Consider the following 15,780-nt stretch of genomic DNA (forward strand, 5'->3'; position numbering starts at 1 on the left):
AAGGGGGAACGACAATGAATTTGAAAAACAGTGGGGTAATACTCTTAATGTTCATGATGGTATTCATCATAAGTGCATGTTCTAGTGATGGAGAGAAAGTTTCAACGAGCTCTAATAGTCCTAATGGACAAACTACAGCAGATGTGCCGCAGGAAATTGTTGTGCGTGTAAATGATGATCCCGATTTTTTAGATCCACATAAGGCAACGGCATCCATTTCGTATCAAATGATTATGAATTTATTTGAAGGGCTAATGGCGCCAGAAACAAATGGTTCTTTAAAAGAAGGACTTGCAGAGAGCTATGAAGTTTCAGAGGATGGTTTAACGTATACTTTCAAAATTCGCCAAGGAGTGAAATTCCATAATGGTGATGACTTAACGATGGACGATATTCAATATTCCTTTGACCGTTTAATGGGGAAAAACGGTGGGGAAAAAATGTCCAATAACTTCGATAACGTGGCATCAACTGAGGCACCAGATGCCAGCACATTTGTGATTAAATTAAAGGAGCCTAATTCTAACTTCCTGTATTCATTAACGGCAAGACAATCAGCTATTATTCCTAAAAGTAATGATGGGAAGCATAATGAGAATCCAATCGGAACAGGTCCTTTTGCCTTTGTGAAATACGCGCCAGGGACAAATTTAGAACTTAAGAAAAATGATAACTACTGGCAGGAAGGCTTACCTTATTTGAATAAAGTTACGTTTACCTTCCAATCAGATGATCAAGCAGCGATTATGAGCTTGATGGCAAATGAGGTTGATCTAACAAGTGTACCATGGCATCGTGTGAGTGAGGTTGAAGGGGGCTACAATTTAACGCATCAAAATAATAACTCTTCTTTAATCATCACATTTAATGAAACAAAGGCTCCATTCGATAACGTAAAAGTTAGACAAGCTATTAACTACGCGATTAGTAAATCCGATATTATTGATTCGGTATTTGCGGGCTATGCTGTCCCACTTGGTTCTAATATGAGTCCAGCGATGGGCGATTTCCAAAAGAAGGGCTTAGAAAGTATGTATAAACGCGATATAGAAAAAGCGAAGGCATTATTGGCAGAGGCCGGTTATCCGGATGGGTTCAAAACAAAAATTACGGTATCTTCCCACAATGATATGTATTCGAATATTGCGCAAATTGCAGTTGCTAATTTGCAAGAGATTGGCATTGATGTAGAGATTGAGGTTGTGGAGTGGGGGATTTGGCTAGACCGTGTTTATTTTGGCCGTGACTATGAAATGACAACGATTGATTTAACAGGTCGTGCATCAGCCTACGAGGTGCTAAATGATTATATTTCTACAAATGATAGTGAAAACTTCTTCCTATTTAAAAATGACGAGTATGACAAAATTATGACGGATGTGCTAAAGGAAACAGACCAAGCCAAACAAATTGAGTACTACCATCGAGCACAGGAGATTTTAGCTGAGCAGGCTACTGCGGTTTATATTGCTGATTACCAAATTGTTTGGGGTGCTGACAAACAAGTGACGGGGCTTAAGAGCTATCCATTCTGGTTCCATGATATGTCAGAGGTTCAATTTTCAAACTAGGAAGGGATGAGTGCTCATGATGTATATTTTACGTCGAATCATCCTGTTAATAACAACCATCCTGCTAGTATCCATCATCACATTTGGTGTTTTTCAAATATTACCTGGAGATCCGGTGCGAACGATGTTAGGGACAGAAGCGGATCCCACACAAATTGAAAATTTACGATCTGAACTCGGCTTAGATCGTCCTCTTTATGAACAATATGTGGATTGGATGAAGGGCTTATTGACAGGTCAGCTAGGCGATTCCATTCGTTTTTCAATGCCTGTAAAAGATTTATTATTTGATCGACTTCCTGTCACTATGTCGTTGGCGGGGATAACCTTGCTCATTGTTTTATTCATTTCCTTACCTTTAGGGATGTTTGCGGCAAGAAGACAAAATAAAATAAGTGATGTGTCATTATCGACTGTGACACAAATTGGGATGGCTGTACCATCCTTTTGGCTAGGGATGATGCTTATTCTTTACGTTGGCTTACAGTTTAGCTTCTTTAAAATTAGTGGTTATATTCCATGGACACAAAGTGTTGCAGGGGCGCTCAGTACGCTCCTTCTCCCAGCCCTAACCATTGCGATACCACAAATTGCTGTGAACTTCCGATATGTGCGTACAGCTATTTTAGAGCAGGTTCAGCTCGACTATGTACGCACAATTCGCAGTAAAGGAATGTCTGAACACAATGTCATGTATAAGCATGTATTGAAAAATTCCATGATTCCGATTTTAACCGTATTTGGCCTAATTATGGCGGAAGTTGTAGCGGGGACAATTATTGTGGAGCAAGTATTTTCTTTGCCGGGTATTGGACAGCTTCTCATAACGGCTATTAGTAACCGTGATTTTCCACTTGTACAGGGGATTGTCATGTATATTACGGTTGCTGTAGTTATGATAAATTTTATTGTCGATATTTTATATTCTGTATTAGATCCTAGAATCCGATTACGTTAAGAGGTGGATACAATGAAACAGCTACAACGTTATACTAAAAAACTGAATTTATCCATTGGTCTCCTCGTCATTGTCGGCTTTTTGGTCGTCATGTTGGTCAGCTTTTTTTATACACCTCATGATGTCAACGCCATGAACATACCTGAGAAATTGCGTGGGCCAGGTGGTGCTTATCTTTTTGGGACAGATGAATTCGGGCGTGATATTTTTAGCCGAATTATGAAGGGGACACAAACTGCTTTCGCTGTTGGATTATTAACTGTAGGAATTGGGACGTTTTTTGGGATTACCATAGGTGGAATTGCAGGCTATGTTGGCGGCTGGATTGATGAAATATTTATGCGAACAATGGACGCTTTAATGGCATTTCCGGGCATTATTTTAGCGTTAATGCTAGTAGCTGTATTTGGCCCAGGGATTGTCAATACGGCCGTAGCATTGGGCATTATCGCCATTCCTGCTATTGCCCGAATTGCGCGAAGCGGCTTTGTCCAACAACGTGACTCGGAGTATGTATTGGCAGCGAAATTAATTGGCGTCAAGCCTCATAGCATCATGTTTCGTCATATTTTACCTAATATATCATCGCAAATTATTGTCGCGGCGACGGTCACATTCGCAACTGCCATGCTAGCAGAGGCAGCACTAAGCTATTTAGGGCTTGGTGTTCAGCCACCAAACCCTAGCTGGGGCAGAATGTTAAAAGATTCACAGGCTTATTTAATCGGTGCCCCTTGGTATACGTATGCGCCTGGAGGAGCCATTACGATTCTTGTTCTTGGTTTATATATGCTTAGTAATGCCTTACGTGATTTTATGGACCCGCGTTCAAAATCGTAATAAATCAGGTGCTGTTTTTTGCAAAAGCTCATAGGCCTTGACTGCGATTTCAATGTTTAGTCGATGTGGCGCTTGTAAAAAATCAGCACCGAATATACTTTCTAGTCGTTCAATTCGTTTATAGAGCGTTTGACGGACGATAAACAATTGCTCAGCCGTATCATTTTTAGCTCCATTGCAAGCTAAGTAAACAGCTAATGTTTGGAATAAATCATGACCATTTTTTTGATCCAGCAATAATAGTTCTTGTAAATAATCTTTCACAAATTGTAAGAGGGCGGTCTGCTCCTGCTGTAGTAATAACCGGAAGACACCTAAATCCTTATAATAAATGGAGCTAGTCAATTGATGATGCTGCATTTGGATAACCGATTTAGCCTCCTTATAGCCAAGATGGACACTTTCTATCGTTTGATAAACATTGCTAATCCCGCAAGTAAGGGTGAGCTGTTCAAAAAATTGCGATGCTTTTCTAGCAACAATTTGTGCTATCGCTTGATCGAAGGAATCTCGATTATCCTTCATATAATCTGCAGCAATATAGAAAGCTAAAATAATAATTTCATGCTGTCGTACTGAAACGGTAGGGAAGAATCCTAGCTTCTTTAAGATGGAGCGGACATACATGGCATTTTGTAATTGAATTTCCTGCCACTCTTCCTCTGGTACCACTTTGGCTTCGTCATGTAGATTGAACACGACGACACGGTAAAATAAATTACGACTTTCAATCGGTAAATAGCTTTGATAGTATTGGATATCGACAGGCTGGCCTTGAATTAACGCAAGAATAAATTCATCCTCACGGCTTTGCTGACGTTCCTGTAGCATGCGATTTCGCATTAAAATATGGGCAATCGACATCGTAGCACGTTCCAAGTTTAATAAGGTATAATCACTCGGTTTTGGCAGTCCAGAATGCATACATAAATAGCCCCAAACTTGCCCAAGGCCATTTACGGGGATAATGACAAAATGATCCTTGTCAATTGATAAAAGATGCAAGGGCTCCTGTAGTTCTAACTGCTGACAATGTTCTTCCATCATACGTAAGTACTTTTTGGCTTCGACTGGATAATAAAAGCTTTTGGTATCTTCAGAGACAAATAAAAATGGTGCCTCGGTATCTTGATGAAGGACTTGTAAAATTTTTAAAATACCATTTGGCATTAACGATAATTCCATAAATGTTTTGGAAAGGGTATCGAGCTGTGTAAGTGCCTGTTGATGTTGGTTAATTATGTACGTATGTAAATCTTGTGTAATATCGATAAAGCGTACTATTTCTTCAAAGACAATGATTGGGAAATGATGCGCATTCGCCATGGCAATCAGCTCGACGGGTACATGATCAAAATAGTCTCCAATTTCAATACAAAGCCCTGCTGCTTCATTCCGAATAAGGTTTTGTAAGTAGGCAATTTGTGTTTCGCGCTCTAACTGTAATCCGACACCGGTAGTTAAAATGAGCTCACCACCATTAATTAATGTATCAAAATCTTTAATTTCTAAAATATGTGTCCACTGAACTTGGCGTTCAAGGCCATGGTGTCCTGCTATAAGCTTCGCCGATTCAAAATATTTGCGCTTCAGGACATCACGTACGAGTAGAGGATGTTTCGACATAAATTAGCACCTGCCCTTCGAATGTACAATGTCTATTTTTTATTATGTTTGAGAAGTCAGAAAATTTCAACACGAATGAGCGTAATAGTAGAAATTGACGAAAGACAAAAAAGACATCTAGGATACACGATTGGAGGTCATGATATGGAACGAAGTGATCTGTTCACCCATACCTTACAGCAAAAAGATCGTGAAAACGTTTGGCACCATATGTCCATTTATAACGACCATACACCCGTCATTATTGAACAGGGAGAAGGTGCCTGGATAACAGACAGTTTAGGCAACCGATTTTTAGATGGCATGTCGGGCTTATGGGCGGTCAATGTAGGCTATGGACGTGAGCGACTTGCTAAGGTCGCTTATGAGCAATTAAAAAAACTATGCTATGCTCCTTTAACACAAAGTCATGAACCTGCTATTAGATTAGCTGAAAAAATCAACAGCTTATTAGAGGATGACTATATGATGTTTTATTCGAATAGTGGTTCTGATGCAAATGAAGTATCGTTCAAGGTTATACGACAATACCATCAACAAAACGGGGAAGGGACCCGCTATAAAATGATTGCTCGTTATCGTGCCTACCATGGTAGCTCGCTTGGAGCTTTAGCTGCTACAGGCCAGGCATTACGTAAATATAAATATGAACCCTTAACACCAGGCTTCCTGCATGTTGCCCCACCCGATCCATATCGCCGTCCAAAAGGACAATCTATTGAAGCATATAATTTAGCAAGAGCACGTGACATCGAGGAAAAAATTATTTGGGAGCAAAAAGAAACAATTGCGGCAGTTATTATGGAGCCATTCATAACAGGTGGTGGTGTTTTAATTCCACAACCAACATATGTTCAAGAAGTAGAGCGCATTTGTAGAAAATATGGGGTATTACTCATTATCGATGAAGTTATTTGTGGTTTTGGGCGAACAGGCAAGCTATTTGGCCATCAGCATTTTGGTATTCGCCCAGATGTTATTACGATGGCAAAGGGACTCACTAGCGCCTATTTACCATTATCAATTACAGCAGTAAGAAAAGATATTTATGAAAAATTTAAAGCATCAGATGGCTATAGTCATTTTCGACATATTAATACGTTTGGTGGTAACCCAGCAGCCTGTGCAGTAGCATTAGAAAATATTAAGATCATTGAGGAAGAGGGACTTGTACAACGAGCAAAAGATTTGGGAATTCAACTACTCCATGACTTACAAGACTTATTAGAACTGCCCTATGTTGGTGATATTCGGGGACTTGGGTTGCTCGTTGGTATCGAGCTTGTTGAAGATAAAGTCTCACAAAAACCTGCTAAAGAAGAACGTGTGGCAAGCATCATAGCTGCTTGTAAAGCGAATGGCTTAATTATTGGGAAAAATGGCGATACAGTGGAGGGCTATAATAATATCATTACGTTAAGTCCACCACTTTGCTGTACCGATGAAGATCTTGATTTTATGGTAGCTGTTTTAAAAAGAGTATTTGCGACCCATGTCTAGTACAAGGCGATTCCAGATCGGGATAAATCAGGAATCGCCTTTAATAGTGTCGCTTCTGTCCTTTTTTTACAGCTTCCCAATCAATTTCAATATTTTGTAGGACGCGCGTGAGTAAATGGTGAATGCTATCGACTTCTTCGCTAGAAAAACCATCAAGTGCTCGTTCGTTGGAGTACTCGCCCTCCCGTTTTAAAAATGGATAGATGTCTAAGCTCTTATTAGTTGGGAAAAGTAATTTATTTTTCTTATTTCCTTGATCACTTCTTTTTTCAATAAAGCCTTTTGTTTCTAATTTTTGAATGGCCCGAGAAGCGGTTGTGCGATCCACCTTCAATAGCTCTGCGACTTTTTCTTGAATGATCCCAGGATTTTCGCAAATTCGGATTACATATAAATATTGACCCTTCGTTAAATCCAATTCCTTAAATTCTATATTACTAATCGAGTCTAATGCCCGTGCGATCGCACCAATTTCACGTAAGATTTCTTTCATTTTCTATCCTCCTGAGATTTTTATTGTATTTGCAATAAAAATAGTTCTATACTAATAGTATCATCTTCAGGCGAAAAATGCACCTGGAGAAGAGGATGATTGAAGTGAAACTAGGAGGAGTATTCATGAGCATAAAAAAAGTAACAACTGAAGCAGACTTACAATTAGCATTTGATTTTAGACGAAAAGTTTTTATTGAAGAGCAACAAGTACCTGAGGTAGAAGAGTATGATGAATTTGATTCACTGCAAGCACCATGTGATCATATTCTTGTGTACTATAAGGAGCAGCCAGTAGGAACGGGTAGACTCCGTGTAGTCGAGGGCTATGGTAAATTGGAGCGTATTTGTATAGTAGAAGAGTTCCGTAAATTTGGTCTTGGCAAAGAAATCATTATTGGGTTAGAGCAAATTGCCCGCGATAATGGTCTGACAAAAGCTAAATTAAATGCTCAATCGTATGCAGAAGGTTTTTATGAAAAATTAGGCTATAAGCGTGAAGGGGAAGAGTTTATGGATTGCGGCATTCCCCATATTTTAATGAAGAAATATTGGTAAATGTGCTAGGGATTGAAAAGTTGGTAAAATGTCCACGTACTCTTTATTGAAGAAAGCATGAAGTTAATTGTCATTAAATAATACCTCCTCCTCTTGACCTTGGGAGGAGGTATTTTATTGTTAACCTATGAAAGTTGGATATGTGTTCGATGATCCATCATGCTCCATACGTCATTGTGTTGCTTATCTACCACTAATTTCAGCTATTCGTTTATTTTTCTTTCACAACCGTACCCGCAAAGCTGTCATGGGGAAGGCATTGACCTTGCTGTTGCTCGAAAGCTTGGCGATTTTTTAAATAGTGAAATGAACTGATTGTGTCACGATAAGCCATGCGTTTAATAATTTGACGGTCTGATAATGTATGACCCTCTTCATGTTCGAGTACTAGACCCATAGCCTTGTAGCCAATGGTTTGTCCATTTTTACGAAGCTGTGCATACTCTAATGCCCATAACATGGCGGTCGGTGTAACGAGTGCATGAACCACCTCACTTTTCACTTTCTTTCGTAGAAAATACTCTACGCCTAATGTGACAGCTGTTGAAATAGCAGTATCCATTAAAAAAGCAAGGGCTCGTTTTTTTGTTATTGATTCCATGCAGGTCCTCCTTCCATTGATTTCTCATCAGTACATACGGAAAATAAGGATAAAAAGTTTCGAATGATGCTAGATTCATTCCAATAATTGTTCAGGATATGAGGGGATTGCCCCGTGCTTCATTGTTGTGATTCCTGCATAGCGGTTTGCAAACGAAAGCAGGGATATCGCATGCTGTTCACAATAGGCCACCAAATGATCCACAGATAGTTGATGTTGCAGGAATTGACTTAATATCGCCCCAATAAAAGCGTCCCCAGCACCAGTCGTATCAACTGCTTGTACGTTCTCAGCATTGACCTTACTATGATATTTCTTTGTATATATTGTTGCGCCTTCTGCTCCATGTGTAATGATAATCGTCTCTAGATGTCCCTGAAATAATGTGTGCACAGCCGACATTTCATCTTCAACGGCTGTGAGAAATAACAGTTCTTCATTGGAGAGCTTTACAATATGGGCTTTTGGTAAAAAAGCTAGAATCGTTTCTCGACATACCGTCTCATCCTGCCATAAAGGCAAGCGGACATTCGGATCAAAGGAAACGATGCTGCCTGCTTGATGTGCCTGCTCAATAAAAGCTAAATGGGCAGACTTCATCGGACTTTCCACAAGATTAACAGAACAAAAATGAATGATATCTTTGTCTGTTAATAGTTGTGAGGGGAGATACTCTTGTTTATACAATAGATCTGCAGCATGACGTCGGTAAAATTGAAAATCACGCTCCCCAGTTTCAGAGAGTGCTACAAAAGCAAGGCTTGTTTCTCCCTCAGTCGTTTGACGAATATATTGTGTATCCACACCTACTAGCTGCAAGGTCTTCTTCAGAAAATCACCAAACGCATCCTGCCCTACTTGTGTTAGGAGGGCAGCCTGTTGACCAAGCTTGGCACACACTGCTGCTACATTTGCAGGGGCTCCACCAGCATGCTTCGTAAAATGCTCAATAAGGGCTAGGTCACCATGCTGCTGGGTTGGCGTAAAATCTATTAATAATTCGCCAATTGTAAAGAGTTTGCCCATTAGGATACCTCCTGTGGTAGCCGTTTTTTCTTCGGTGTATAGATCGTATAGAAAATCCCGCCGAAGATGAATAGAATGCCCAAAGTTTGCATAAAGTTCGGCATAAAATCAAGCAGCAGCATATCGAGTAAAATCGCGACAACTGGGTCGACGAATACTAGTACGGAAACTAGAATGGTAGAAAGACTGCGGATACTATCAAAAAATAAATAATAAACAAATCCAGTATGAATAAATCCTGTGCCTAAAATATAGAACCAATTGGTTGTGGTTAAACCTTCAAAGAGTGAGAAATCGATGAAAGGCAGTAGCATCACAATGCCAACCGTTGTTTGTATATATGTTAAGGCGTAAGAGCTAAGGTTTGTAATGGTCTTGCTTGTTAGCATAGTAAGGGCATAAAACACCGCTGACAGTAAGGCCCAAACAAATCCTGATTGCATAAATTCAGAGAAAGATACAAAATTTTGAAGACCCATAATAAAAATACTACCGATAAAGCAAGTAATGGTTGCTACGAGTGCTCGAATGGTCATTTTTTCTTTTAAAAAGATAGCGCCTAAAATTAAAACAAAGATAGGGGCTAAATTATAGATAGAAATCGCAATTGAAATGGACATTTCCTCAAAGGCTTTAAATAAAAATACCCAATTTAGCACTAGGAAAACGCCACAAATAATCGTTTGAATAATTTCTTTCTTTTCCCATTTCTCCGTTTTATGTCCACCTGTGATGAGCCACAATACTCCTAGAAAGAGGGTTGCGCAAATACATCTAACAAAGACAAGCTCTGTTGCAGGAACTCCCGTATGAACGGTGAAAAAACCGATGGAGCCAAAAAGTGCCATCGATACGGTTAGTTTAATAATGGCTGAGATGTTCATACAAAACCTTCTTTCTATTTTTTATTTGTAAATGTGAAAATGAAAGCTAGTAGGGTAAATCCCTACCAGCATTTATCTTGCTATAGCATTATTCGCGAATTTGCCCACTACCATATATAAAATATTTTGTAGAGGTGAGGGCAGGTAATCCCATTGGGCCACGCGCGTGTAGCTTTTGCGTACTAATACCAATTTCTGCTCCATAGCCAAATTCAAAACCATCCGTGAAGCGGGTAGAAGCGTTATGATAAACTGCCGCTGCATCAACGCTGTTTAAAAACGTTTCCGCCACTAATGGATCTTCCGTAATAATCGCTTCAGAATGATTGGTCCCAAAATGATGAATATGCTCAATGGCCTCGTAAACATTTTCAACTAATTTAACACTTATTTTTAAATCAAGGAACTCAGTCGCATAGTCATCCTCAGTCGCTAGAAGGGCTCCTGAAAATGCCTCGCATACTCGCTCGTCACCAATAATAGTAACACCTGCTTTATGGAGCGATGATAGAAGCTGCGTGCCATATGTTTTAAACCATACTGGGTGAATTAATAAGCTTTCTGCAGCATTACAAACAGAGGGACGCTGTGTTTTTGCATTCAAACAAATTTTTTCTGCCTTTATGTAATCCGCCATTTCGTCCACATAAATATGACAGTTTCCTGCACCTGTTTCTAATACAGGGACAGAAGCTTCTCGGACGACTAAGTCTATAAGAGCCTTGCCGCCTCGAGGTATTAATACATCCAAGAACTCGTTTAAATGAAATAATTCTTTAGCTGTTTCTCGGCTCGTATCCTCGATTAGTTGGACAGCATCTGTCGGTAGAGACGTTTTTGCCAATGCACAACGAATACTTGCTACAAGGGCACTATTTGAAAACGTAGCAGATGAGCTCCCTCGTAAAATCACGGCATTGCCTGTTTTTAGGGACAGTGTCGCGGCATCCACCGTAACATTCGGTCTTGCTTCATAGATCATTCCTATGACCCCAAGTGGTACCATGCGCTTTTCGATGTGGAGACCATTATCTTTATCTATACGTTCGATGACTGTGCCAACTGGGTCTTTGAGAGAGACAAGTAAATGAATGGCATCGACCATCGCCATAATGCGTTCCTCATTGAGCATGATACGGTCCAATGTAGAAGCAGACATCCCTTGTTGTTCTCCATTGACAAGGTCTTTTGCATTTTCTGCAATGATGTCATGTTGGTCCATCAATAGCTGTTCGGCAATTTTAGTTAGAGCTTCATTTTTCTCACAAGTCGTTTTAATATTTAATATATAGCTAGCGGCTTTGGCACGTTGGCCTTTTTTTTGAATTTCACTTATCATGTTTAGACCTCCTTATTTAGTTTGAATTTTCAGCCATTTATCTCTATGAATAACCTCGATCGGGCATTTCGAAAATGCATTTGACCGTTTGCCCATAGCGGACATCAATTCTTGTGAGGAATACAGCACTTCACCACGTCCAAGTAGACCTTGTTCACTATACACTTCAACTACATCCCCATTGTTAAAATCACCTTCAACCTGATAAACACCAGCAGGTAACAAGCTTTTACCATTGACCATAAGTGCTTGTTCAGCACCACTATCTATAAAAATTTTACCAGAAACTTCCGTAAGTGCAATCCACTGTTTATGATTCTTTAACACGGCTAGGTCATCATGTCCAACATACGTGCCATCACCACGCCCTGCTAAAATATCAACAAGCTTTTGAGCGCCACTTCCTGTTCCAATAAAAACTTTAACTCCTGCCTGTAAAGCTGTGCGGGCAGCCAATAGCTTAGATGCCATGCCACCTGTACCCACCTTGGAACCTGTACCGTCTGCAAAGTTTAACAGGTCATCTGTAATGGATGTTAAGTAATCGATGCGTTCCGCCTGAGGGTTTTTGCTAGGGTTGGCGTTATATAAGCCATTAACATCTGTTAAAATGATGAGTTGATCTGCATGTACAAGTCCACTAACAAGCGCAGACAGCATATCATTGTCGCCAAAGGTTAACTCACTTATAGAAACGGTATCATTTTCATTAATAATAGGTAGCATCGAGCGTTCAAGCAATTCCTCGAAAGTAGCATAGGCATTTTTATAGCATTCCTTTTTAGAAAAATCGGTACGCGTCAGTAAAATTTGAGCAGGCATTATATCATAAATACTAAATAAGGCACTGTACGTTTGAATAAGCAAGCTTTGCCCAACTGCCGCCGCCGCCTGTTTGCCCTTTACCGTAACAGGACGAGCTGGGTAGCCAAGCTGTTTAAAGCCTGCTGCTACTGCACCTGATGATACAAGTAATACGTCATGTCCCTGGTTCTTCAACTCCGCGATTGCCTGAACATGATCCATTAAGCGAACTTTATCGATTTCGCCTTTTGCATTTGTTAAGGAGCTACTCCCAATCTTGATGACAATTCTCTTTTTTTCCACCAAACGACCTCCAATTGTCAAAATAAAAACCCTTTCATCCTAAAAAAATTAGGACGAAAAGGGTTGCTTTCCGTGGTACCACCTACATTGAATATCGTGCGACATTCCACTTTCCTCATAACGCTAGAGACTGCGCCTAGTTTAGCTAGGACGATAGACAAAGTAGGTTCATTAGTCTTACTTGCACAATGTCTTGCAGCCGATGGACATCGCTCTCTGCTCAAGCAGTTACTAATTACTGGTCTTTGTTCGTTTTTTCATCATAAATTTTTTCAACTATTGAGTAAAGGATGCACTACTTCCAAATGCCTGTCAAGATGATTGGGAAAATTACTTGAAAGTTTTGATAAATTAAGAAAAAAAGATAGAAAGGGCATGATATTTTTATTTAAACCACCAAATGGCGATGAAAAGGGGGAGCATTGCTAGCATAATCACAAAGAAGCTCCATAGTACTTGTTTTCCTGAGGACATGTTTTTTGGCTTTATGCTCATTTGTTCATAAAGCATGTTAATGGCACGCTGCTCTTTCGAATAAAGCATTGCTTGAAATTCTTCATAATCCTGAATATAGCTTGATGGGGGACGCGGACTAAAACGTAAATTTCTAATAGAGTCGGTAATATCTTTGTCATTCATCCAGTAGGTGATAACAGGAGCTAAGCCTGTATTTTGTGTAGCTTTTACTTGAATGTCATGGGACTTCATTTTATAGTAAACCTGACCGTGCTCATCTTCGTACTGTGAAACAATATCACTAACTGCCATCTAATAATCACCTCTTATTGAAGTTGTCTATTTTATGATGAGTTTCTTCTATTATAATGTAATAAAGGAGAAAAGTATTGCTTAAACGAGCATTAATTGTGAAACGGACATTCACGAAAAAATTTTAATAAAGTCATAAACTTACATCTAAAGTAAAGTAAGGCATGTAGTATAATGAAAATAGTTTGTTAAAAGTAGTGAAGGAAGGGCATTATTGGAGGTTCCAAGATGCATAGAGTCATTTACCTCCCAATCTTATTTTTTTATAATATAGAAAAGGGATAGTATTGAACAATCTTTAATCCCTTGTGTAGTGATCACAGTTGTCAATTCATCACTTGAACATATGGCGTTTCAAATGCTTATTTTGGGTATAGTATTTTTAGTACAAGCATGAATAATATTTTTTTGTTTAGTATTGTTGCAGGGAAAGATAGATTCGTCATTATTGGAAAGCCTGTTCTTGCTAAGCGATTAAATATGGTTCAAGGTATCCTCTTTACATTGATCGGGATACAGATTGCCATTAGCAAACATTAGGAGGAATTCACATGGCTATTTTACATATAACCTTTAGCTTAGCAACTCAGGGTTCCATGAAGCTTGCTATACGCCAACATCTTTTGCAACGTAATGAATCCGTTTTAAGTGTCCATGATGATTTCTCTATTGGACCTCTTCACAGCTTAGAAGAGCGCATAGTATGGTTAAACACTCATATTATAAAAGATAATGAAGATCAGCAATTATACGTAGATATGTATGAAAGCTGGAAGAAAAAAATTGCCGAGCTGCCCTGTGATGTGGATGTTTGGGTTTGGTATAGTCAAAATACACATGAACAGATTGGTTTGCGCTATGTCATGAGTGAGTTTATTCATAAATGTAGTATGGTTTATGGGATTGACGCCACAGATGGCCTGAAGCAAATTCAACCACATCTCGATATTCGCCATACAGGAGAGCTTTCCTCAGACATGCTCATGAAGCTTCGTCCCTATGCTAAACGATTTTCAGTTCAGGAATGTCAACAGCTTGCTAAGGAATGGGAAAACCTTAAAGAACATTCAAGTCCCCTCAGATTGTGGAAAGAGGGCATTGTACATGTAGAGGAAGATACTTTGGATGCGCACATTATTGCCGCTGTGAAGAATATGCATGCACAACAGAAAGAAGAATGGCTTTTACTTATGCCTATGATCAGTACTATTCACATTGCCTTGGATGATTATATGAGTGATGAATTCATTATGAAACGCATAATGATTATGATTGAGCAAGGCTTGTTTCAGATAGAAGGAGATTTATCAGATTTTCATTCCTGTAGAGTAAAGTATATAGACGTATAATAAAAAGCGGTAGGCTGCATGGGGCAACCTACCGCTTTAGTTTTCCTGAGCGGGAGGAGATATTTTTTTATCATAAAAATCAAAGACAAATTGTTGAAATTGGCGAGCAGATGGTGACAAATAACGATTGTCTATCCAGGCCATGCCAATAATACGTTCACAAACCATATCCTCCACATGGATTTTGACGATTTTTTTCGGATTCAAATCCTCATCATCAGGTAGCAATGAAACACCGAGACCTGCACCAACAAAACCTGCAATGGTAGAAACCTCATCACCTTCATAAGAAATTTTAGGCTTAATGCCCGCAGCATGTAACAAGCGATCAGCTGAGCGGCGGAGGGCGTACCCTTTTTTCATCAGCACGAAGTTCTCATGCTCCAATTCTTTCATTTTTATGCTTTTGCGATGAGCAAGAGGATGATCAATTGGAACCATAATAAATAACTCATCTCGCCATAGTTCCTTCCAGCTAACGGGAGGCTCTGTATCAATCGCAGCTAGTAAGCACAGGTCTAACTCTCCAGCAAGCAATTGTTTTAATTGAGAATGTGAGTAATTTTGGGTGAAATGAAAACGGATATGGGGGTGCTTCTGACGAAAAGCACGAATTAAGTCCGGCACAATACTAGTCCCAAGAGTGTGTAAAAAACCGAGTGACACATCCCCAAGCTCCGGATTATTAAGCTCTTGTAATTCTAAGACAGCTTTCTCATATTCTTTCCGCATTCGTTGCACACGATATAAAAAAAGTTCACCATAGCGATTGAGCATAATGGAACGTCCCTGCCTATCAAAAAGCGGTACACCTAGTTCTTCTTCCAGCTTTGATATTGATCGACTTAGAGCTGGCTGTGAGATTGCCAATGCTTCTGAAGCACGTGTCATATGTTCTAACTTTGCAACGGTTACAAAATATTCTAATTGTTGCCACTCCATTTTTTCATCTCTATTCTCGTAATTTTTAAGTTAACTGCATTATAACGGGAAACAGAGAGGAAGTATAGGTGGCAAAAACTTTTTAAAAAGACGTTGCCTTTAATTAGAAGAATGGAAAAGTTAAGTAGTAGAAAGTGTGATAGTACAGGTGTTAAGTTGACATCATTCATGCATGAGACACATTGATTTGATAAAAACTATAAATTGTACATTATGAAT

The 15,780-nt window shown here is 39.4% G+C and carries 15 protein-coding genes; 6 read left to right on the forward strand and 9 right to left on the reverse strand.

Annotation, left to right across the window (positions count from 1 at the left end; genetic code table 11):
* Positions 1-14: 14 nt before the first annotated feature.
* Genes MKX57_RS08325 through MKX57_RS08335 form a run of 3 tightly spaced genes read left to right on the forward strand, consistent with a single transcriptional unit; the run spans position 15 to position 3,369 of the window.
* Positions 15-1,571: an ABC transporter substrate-binding protein gene (locus tag MKX57_RS08325; RefSeq protein WP_096364098.1), complete on the forward strand. Its 1,557-nt coding sequence runs from the start codon at positions 15-17 to the stop codon at positions 1,569-1,571.
* 16 nt (positions 1,572-1,587) lie between these two features.
* Positions 1,588-2,529, forward strand: a complete 942-nt coding sequence (locus tag MKX57_RS08330; protein ID WP_036125000.1) for an ABC transporter permease — start codon at positions 1,588-1,590, stop codon at positions 2,527-2,529.
* Positions 2,530-2,541: 12 nt separating this feature from the next.
* On the forward strand, positions 2,542-3,369 hold the full coding sequence (locus MKX57_RS08335; RefSeq protein ID WP_342550902.1) for an ABC transporter permease: 828 nt from the start codon (positions 2,542-2,544) through the stop codon (positions 3,367-3,369).
* Here MKX57_RS08335 and MKX57_RS08340 read toward each other — a convergent pair.
* Positions 3,358-4,995 (reverse strand): PucR family transcriptional regulator ligand-binding domain-containing protein, encoded by a 1,638-nt coding sequence (locus MKX57_RS08340; RefSeq protein ID WP_008180245.1) that lies wholly within the window; start codon positions 4,993-4,995, stop codon positions 3,358-3,360. The two genes, MKX57_RS08335 and MKX57_RS08340, sit on opposite strands and share 12 nt — an antisense overlap.
* Positions 4,996-5,139: 144 nt before the next feature.
* On the opposite strand from MKX57_RS08340, the gene MKX57_RS08345 reads away from it, so the two are divergent.
* Entirely contained in the window at positions 5,140-6,495 is a 1,356-nt protein-coding gene (locus MKX57_RS08345; protein WP_342550903.1) for an aspartate aminotransferase family protein, read from the forward strand.
* A 40-nt stretch (positions 6,496-6,535) separates the two neighbouring features.
* On the opposite strand, the gene MKX57_RS08350 is transcribed toward MKX57_RS08345, so the two are convergent.
* The gene (locus MKX57_RS08350) at positions 6,536-6,988 is read right to left on the reverse strand and encodes a MarR family transcriptional regulator (protein ID WP_036125008.1); all 453 of its coding nucleotides are present in this window, start codon (positions 6,986-6,988) and stop codon (positions 6,536-6,538) included.
* A gap of 125 nt (positions 6,989-7,113) precedes the next feature.
* On the opposite strand from MKX57_RS08350, the gene MKX57_RS08355 reads away from it, so the two are divergent.
* Positions 7,114-7,545 carry a GNAT family N-acetyltransferase gene (locus MKX57_RS08355; protein WP_043990712.1) on the forward strand — a complete coding sequence of 144 codons (432 nt, stop codon included), beginning with the start codon at positions 7,114-7,116 and terminating at the stop codon, positions 7,543-7,545.
* A 211-nt stretch (positions 7,546-7,756) separates the two neighbouring features.
* Here the strand turns inward: MKX57_RS08355 and MKX57_RS08360 are convergent, their stop codons facing one another.
* From MKX57_RS08360 to MKX57_RS08385, 6 genes are all read right to left on the reverse strand, one after another.
* On the reverse strand, positions 7,757-8,146 hold the full coding sequence (locus MKX57_RS08360; RefSeq protein ID WP_008180252.1) for an RDD family protein: 390 nt from the start codon (positions 8,144-8,146) through the stop codon (positions 7,757-7,759).
* Positions 8,147-8,221: 75 nt separating this feature from the next.
* Positions 8,222-9,172, reverse strand: a complete 951-nt coding sequence (locus MKX57_RS08365) for a carbohydrate kinase (protein WP_342550904.1) — start codon at positions 9,170-9,172, stop codon at positions 8,222-8,224.
* Positions 9,172-10,056 (reverse strand): DMT family transporter, encoded by an 885-nt coding sequence (locus tag MKX57_RS08370; protein WP_025115015.1) that lies wholly within the window; start codon positions 10,054-10,056, stop codon positions 9,172-9,174. The genes MKX57_RS08365 and MKX57_RS08370 overlap by 1 nt, the downstream gene beginning before the upstream one ends.
* A gap of 88 nt (positions 10,057-10,144) precedes the next feature.
* On the reverse strand, positions 10,145-11,395 hold the full coding sequence (locus MKX57_RS08375; RefSeq protein ID WP_090001805.1) for a glutamate-5-semialdehyde dehydrogenase: 1,251 nt from the start codon (positions 11,393-11,395) through the stop codon (positions 10,145-10,147).
* A 12-nt stretch (positions 11,396-11,407) separates the two neighbouring features.
* Positions 11,408-12,502, reverse strand: coding sequence for a glutamate 5-kinase (gene proB, locus MKX57_RS08380; RefSeq protein ID WP_089985004.1), 1,095 nt, complete (start codon positions 12,500-12,502; stop codon positions 11,408-11,410).
* A gap of 384 nt (positions 12,503-12,886) precedes the next feature.
* Positions 12,887-13,270: a sodium:proton antiporter gene (locus MKX57_RS08385; protein WP_089985002.1), complete on the reverse strand. Its 384-nt coding sequence runs from the start codon at positions 13,268-13,270 to the stop codon at positions 12,887-12,889.
* A 551-nt stretch (positions 13,271-13,821) separates the two neighbouring features.
* Here MKX57_RS08385 and MKX57_RS08390 point away from each other — a divergent pair.
* On the forward strand, positions 13,822-14,619 hold the full coding sequence (locus MKX57_RS08390; protein WP_107921829.1) for a DUF1835 domain-containing protein: 798 nt from the start codon (positions 13,822-13,824) through the stop codon (positions 14,617-14,619).
* A gap of 36 nt (positions 14,620-14,655) precedes the next feature.
* Here the strand turns inward: MKX57_RS08390 and MKX57_RS08395 are convergent, their stop codons facing one another.
* Positions 14,656-15,561 carry a LysR family transcriptional regulator gene (locus tag MKX57_RS08395; RefSeq protein ID WP_089985000.1) on the reverse strand — a complete coding sequence of 302 codons (906 nt, stop codon included), beginning with the start codon at positions 15,559-15,561 and terminating at the stop codon, positions 14,656-14,658.
* Positions 15,562-15,780 lie beyond the last annotated feature (219 nt).

This window comes from Lysinibacillus sp. FSL M8-0216, assembly GCF_038595555.1.
GTDB classification, from domain to species: Bacteria; Bacillota; Bacilli; order Bacillales_A; family Planococcaceae; genus Lysinibacillus; species Lysinibacillus fusiformis.

Bases quoted from the DNA above. Each gene is read 5' to 3' on its own strand.
- MKX57_RS08325 (WP_096364098.1), top strand. From the start codon at position 15: ATGAATTTGAAAAACAGTGGGGTAATACTCTTAATGTTCATGATGGTA.
- MKX57_RS08330 (WP_036125000.1), top strand. From the start codon at position 1,588: ATGATGTATATTTTACGTCGAATCATCCTGTTAATAACAACCATCCTG.
- MKX57_RS08335 (WP_342550902.1), top strand. From the start codon at position 2,542: ATGAAACAGCTACAACGTTATACTAAAAAACTGAATTTATCCATTGGT.
- MKX57_RS08340 (WP_008180245.1), bottom strand. From the start codon at position 4,995: ATGTCGAAACATCCTCTACTCGTACGTGATGTCCTGAAGCGCAAATAT.
- MKX57_RS08345 (WP_342550903.1), top strand. From the start codon at position 5,140: ATGGAACGAAGTGATCTGTTCACCCATACCTTACAGCAAAAAGATCGT.
- MKX57_RS08350 (WP_036125008.1), bottom strand. From the start codon at position 6,988: ATGAAAGAAATCTTACGTGAAATTGGTGCGATCGCACGGGCATTAGAC.
- MKX57_RS08355 (WP_043990712.1), top strand. From the start codon at position 7,114: ATGAGCATAAAAAAAGTAACAACTGAAGCAGACTTACAATTAGCATTT.
- MKX57_RS08360 (WP_008180252.1), bottom strand. From the start codon at position 8,146: ATGGAATCAATAACAAAAAAACGAGCCCTTGCTTTTTTAATGGATACT.
- MKX57_RS08365 (WP_342550904.1), bottom strand. From the start codon at position 9,172: ATGGGCAAACTCTTTACAATTGGCGAATTATTAATAGATTTTACGCCA.
- MKX57_RS08370 (WP_025115015.1), bottom strand. From the start codon at position 10,056: ATGAACATCTCAGCCATTATTAAACTAACCGTATCGATGGCACTTTTT.
- MKX57_RS08375 (WP_090001805.1), bottom strand. From the start codon at position 11,395: ATGATAAGTGAAATTCAAAAAAAAGGCCAACGTGCCAAAGCCGCTAGC.
- MKX57_RS08385 (WP_089985002.1), bottom strand. From the start codon at position 13,270: ATGGCAGTTAGTGATATTGTTTCACAGTACGAAGATGAGCACGGTCAG.
- MKX57_RS08390 (WP_107921829.1), top strand. From the start codon at position 13,822: ATGGCTATTTTACATATAACCTTTAGCTTAGCAACTCAGGGTTCCATG.
- MKX57_RS08395 (WP_089985000.1), bottom strand. From the start codon at position 15,561: ATGGAGTGGCAACAATTAGAATATTTTGTAACCGTTGCAAAGTTAGAA.